4 protein-coding genes are annotated in these 3,138 nt (G+C 51.7%); 2 read left to right on the top strand and 2 right to left on the bottom strand.

The window, feature by feature from the left end:
• Positions 1-461 precede the first annotated feature (461 nt).
• The gene (locus QZ280_RS08530; protein WP_293442629.1) at positions 462-1,115 is read right to left on the bottom strand and encodes a CDP-alcohol phosphatidyltransferase family protein; all 654 of its coding nucleotides are present in this window, start codon (positions 1,113-1,115) and stop codon (positions 462-464) included.
• A 240-nt stretch (positions 1,116-1,355) separates the two neighbouring features.
• On the opposite strand from QZ280_RS08530, the gene QZ280_RS08535 reads away from it, so the two are divergent.
• Complete coding sequence (locus QZ280_RS08535; protein WP_293442632.1) at positions 1,356-1,787, top strand: adenylyltransferase/cytidyltransferase family protein; 432 nt, start codon at positions 1,356-1,358, stop codon at positions 1,785-1,787.
• A 66-nt stretch (positions 1,788-1,853) separates the two neighbouring features.
• Positions 1,854-2,405: a 2OG-Fe(II) oxygenase gene (locus tag QZ280_RS08540; protein WP_293442635.1), complete on the top strand. Its 552-nt coding sequence runs from the start codon at positions 1,854-1,856 to the stop codon at positions 2,403-2,405.
• Between the two features lie 31 nt (positions 2,406-2,436).
• Here the strand turns inward: QZ280_RS08540 and QZ280_RS08545 are convergent, their stop codons facing one another.
• Complete coding sequence (locus QZ280_RS08545; RefSeq protein WP_293442638.1) at positions 2,437-2,718, bottom strand: hypothetical protein; 282 nt, start codon at positions 2,716-2,718, stop codon at positions 2,437-2,439.
• Positions 2,719-3,138: the final 420 nt, after the last annotated feature.

Consider the following 3,138-nt stretch of genomic DNA (forward strand, 5'->3'; position numbering starts at 1 on the left):
TATTCATTAGAAAATATGTTTTTTTGAATAGAGCGCGCAGTAAGAAGAAGCGTCACATGCGTCACCCTACCCCTACCCGATAGCTGATCACTCCGCACCCAGCCGACCTTAGCCGCGTTATGCACCAAAGACTGGTTCGGGAATACGTGCCCTTCGCTTCGGCTTGTCTGAACTCACACAACGCGGACAAAACCAACCTTGGGTTTTTCAATTTCGCTCACGCAGCATTCCTTTGCGCAGGCGGCAAAACCCTTGTCGCAACGCAACGCAAATCACCGAAGCGGCCGTCGAAATCAGTAATGATCAGCGAATCTGAAACCGTTCTTTCACTACAGTTGGATCCGACAAGAAAGGAGCCGCCATTGCTGCCGTTGCTCGCATTTACGTCAGAAGCAGCATCGCCGATAAGGGTGCGCGTCGTTGGACGAGAGTTATCAATCCAACGCGTAAAAATTTTCAAACTACGCTTGCAGCATGGACCAGCCGTAAAACAGGGTCACGCAAAACGTATAAATCGCAAGAATGATCACATTGATGGGATTTCCAGACAGTTTCGGTGTCTTGATCTGAGAGACATTAAGTCCCGCAAGACACAGACCACACAACGCTAGAATGATCGCAAAAGTCGGGCGCTCAAAGTATCCCGCGAACATGACGATGAAGACAAGGATGATGCTGTTGTTGTCAATCGCAAGCCCTGTATATTTAGCATCGCCTGACAGCCCGAAGGTGCTGAAATAGCTCAGTCGGATCGCGCCAAAGATCAACGTCACAAACACAACGGGCAGAAACGCGGCACTGAATTCGGCGTAACTCAGGATGAGAATGGCGGGCGTCACGCCGTAACTAACAATGTCGATCAGCAGATCAAGCGTGCCGCCAAAGGCCCGATCATCCCCCGTGCGGCCCTTCATTTTGCGCGCAATCAATCCATCGGCCCAATCAAATCCGACAGCCCAGATCATGCCGATCATCGCCGTTGGATACAGCCCGATAATCAGAAAATAGATCGCCAGCAGCGAACAACCCAAGCCCGCAAGCGAACAGATGTTGGGCAGATCTTTGATGTAGGACAGGATCGGCGGGTTCGGCGTGGCAGCGTTTTCGATTGTCATGAGACATCCTTTGAGTTAAGAGAACTGACACCTTGTTAACATTTAACAGGTAATCTCGGCTTTCCATTCTGAGTGCATTTGAAACGCGCCGTTTCAAAACGTAAATCGACTCCGAGCTTCTGAAAGCCTGGAGATATCTCAGCTTAGTTGTTTGAAACATCTGAACGATATTCACGCACACGCGCATTCAGATGCCGTGTGCTACCACCGATGACGGGTGGGCAAAAGGATAAAGCGAAAATGATCGTCTATACCGTTGGCACGTTTGACCTACTTCATGTTGGCCATTTGGCATTGTTGAAACACTGCAAATCTTTGGGCGATACTTTGGCCGTCGGCGTAGCCTCTGATGAGGTTGTGAACCTCTACAAGCCCAATGTTCCGGTTGTCCCATTGGAACAACGGGTTGAGATGCTTGAAGCCCTCAGTTGTGTCGACATTGTACGCCCTTATCACGCGCTGGAATACGTTTCGGGCTGCATAGCTGTCGGTGCCGATATCTTCGTGATTGGCGAAGATTGGGGCACCAAGTCCCACAACCTTGATGTCGATGCCTATTTGAAAGAGATGGGTAAAGAGATCGCGCAGGTGCGCTACAACCCGCGCACATCGTCCACCAAAATCAAACAGATGGTTATGGCGCAATCCCACGCCCGAAATCAACCACACTGAGACCACCCGCAGGTTTGCGGCCTCTATTCGGCGTCCACCCCATTTGTCTGATAAAAGGTGACCCACATGATTGCACTTTACTCCAAGCCAGAAGCGTTCAGCTCGGGCGAGTGTGAGCGTATCATTGCAGCCATCACCGCTGCCCCGTCCAAAGATGCGATGCTTGTGGGCCAGACAAAGGACCAGTCTATGCGCCGTGCAAAACTGGTCTGGGTGGATGACGTCGACGGGCTGGGCTGGGTCATGGATCGCCTGATCGAGATTGTCCGGAAATCCAATGTCGACCAATTTGATTTTGACCTGCGCGAGTTTGCCGAAAGCCCGCAAGTCGCAAGTTACAAGGCCTCTGACGGCGGTCATTTTGCCTGGCATTCTGACATCGGCGATGGCCCCGTGGCACGCAAACGCAAGCTCACATTGGTGCTACAGCTTAGCTTGGCAAGCTCGTATGAAGGCGGCGATTTAGAGGTTATGCCAAGTGCTCAGGTCTTGTCTGCCAGCCGCGCCCAAGGGTGTGTCAGCATCTTCCCCAGCTTCGCGCTTCATCAGGTGGTTCCCGTACAACTCGGCGTACGCCATTCATTGACGCTCTGGGCCCATGGACCTGCGTTCAGATGAAACGCCTTACCGGTAGCGTCGCAGTGGCCCGTTAAAAATCGTCGAATTCTGGCACATTTCCGATCCGGACAAGAAACGTAGGCGCACTTATCTCGCCCGAACTTGGGTCCTCGATGATCATATAGGCATCCGCACCCGCGCAATCAGGCGATTGGCTCGCACGTTCCGCCCGGCTTTCGGCTTCTTCTGCCGTCGTATACTGGAACTGTTTGTCAATTTTCACACCCGATGGTGCGCCCTTTGTCCCCTTGGCCTCGACATAGGTTTGACAAATGTAATGGGTTTTTGACTTGTCGCGGTTGTCGTCGGTCATTGGTATAATCCTTGAAGAAATTTTTGAGGAGTAGGCAGTCGTCAGAGCCAATCTGCGGCTCTCAATGCGCGATCGCTCAGAAACCTAAACTTTCGAGATCATCGCCTCCTATCCTACATGAACCAGAGAGTCGCTCCCGAATTTCTTAAGCGAGGTTGTCGGAATCCGAAGTCCAGTCCGGTTGGATGACGCTTGGGTGTTTCTTTTCCGCTATGGTTAACATGAACGACCGGTTTTCTCACCGCGCAGCAGCGGAGAGATTTACGCTGTTTTAGAAATTTCCTCGCTGCGAGCGCACACAGCACAAAATCGAATTCACAGTGTGGGCTCTCAACGGCCATTCGCTGCTTCACGTATGAATATCCGCTCTAGAATAACAGTCTCCACCATACTGATCGTCCTGCATAAATCGCACCTCAG

It is taken from the genome of Planktotalea sp. (assembly GCF_018607995.1).
In the GTDB taxonomy this organism is placed as follows: domain Bacteria; phylum Pseudomonadota; class Alphaproteobacteria; order Rhodobacterales; family Rhodobacteraceae; genus Planktotalea.

Excerpts from the sequence above, each read along its gene's own strand:
- QZ280_RS08530 (WP_293442629.1), bottom strand. The coding sequence starts at position 1,115 with ATGACAATCGAAAACGCTGCCACGCCGAACCCGCCGATCCTGTCCTAC.
- QZ280_RS08535 (WP_293442632.1), top strand. The coding sequence starts at position 1,356 with ATGATCGTCTATACCGTTGGCACGTTTGACCTACTTCATGTTGGCCAT.
- QZ280_RS08540 (WP_293442635.1), top strand. The coding sequence starts at position 1,854 with ATGATTGCACTTTACTCCAAGCCAGAAGCGTTCAGCTCGGGCGAGTGT.
- QZ280_RS08545 (WP_293442638.1), bottom strand. The coding sequence starts at position 2,718 with ATGACCGACGACAACCGCGACAAGTCAAAAACCCATTACATTTGTCAA.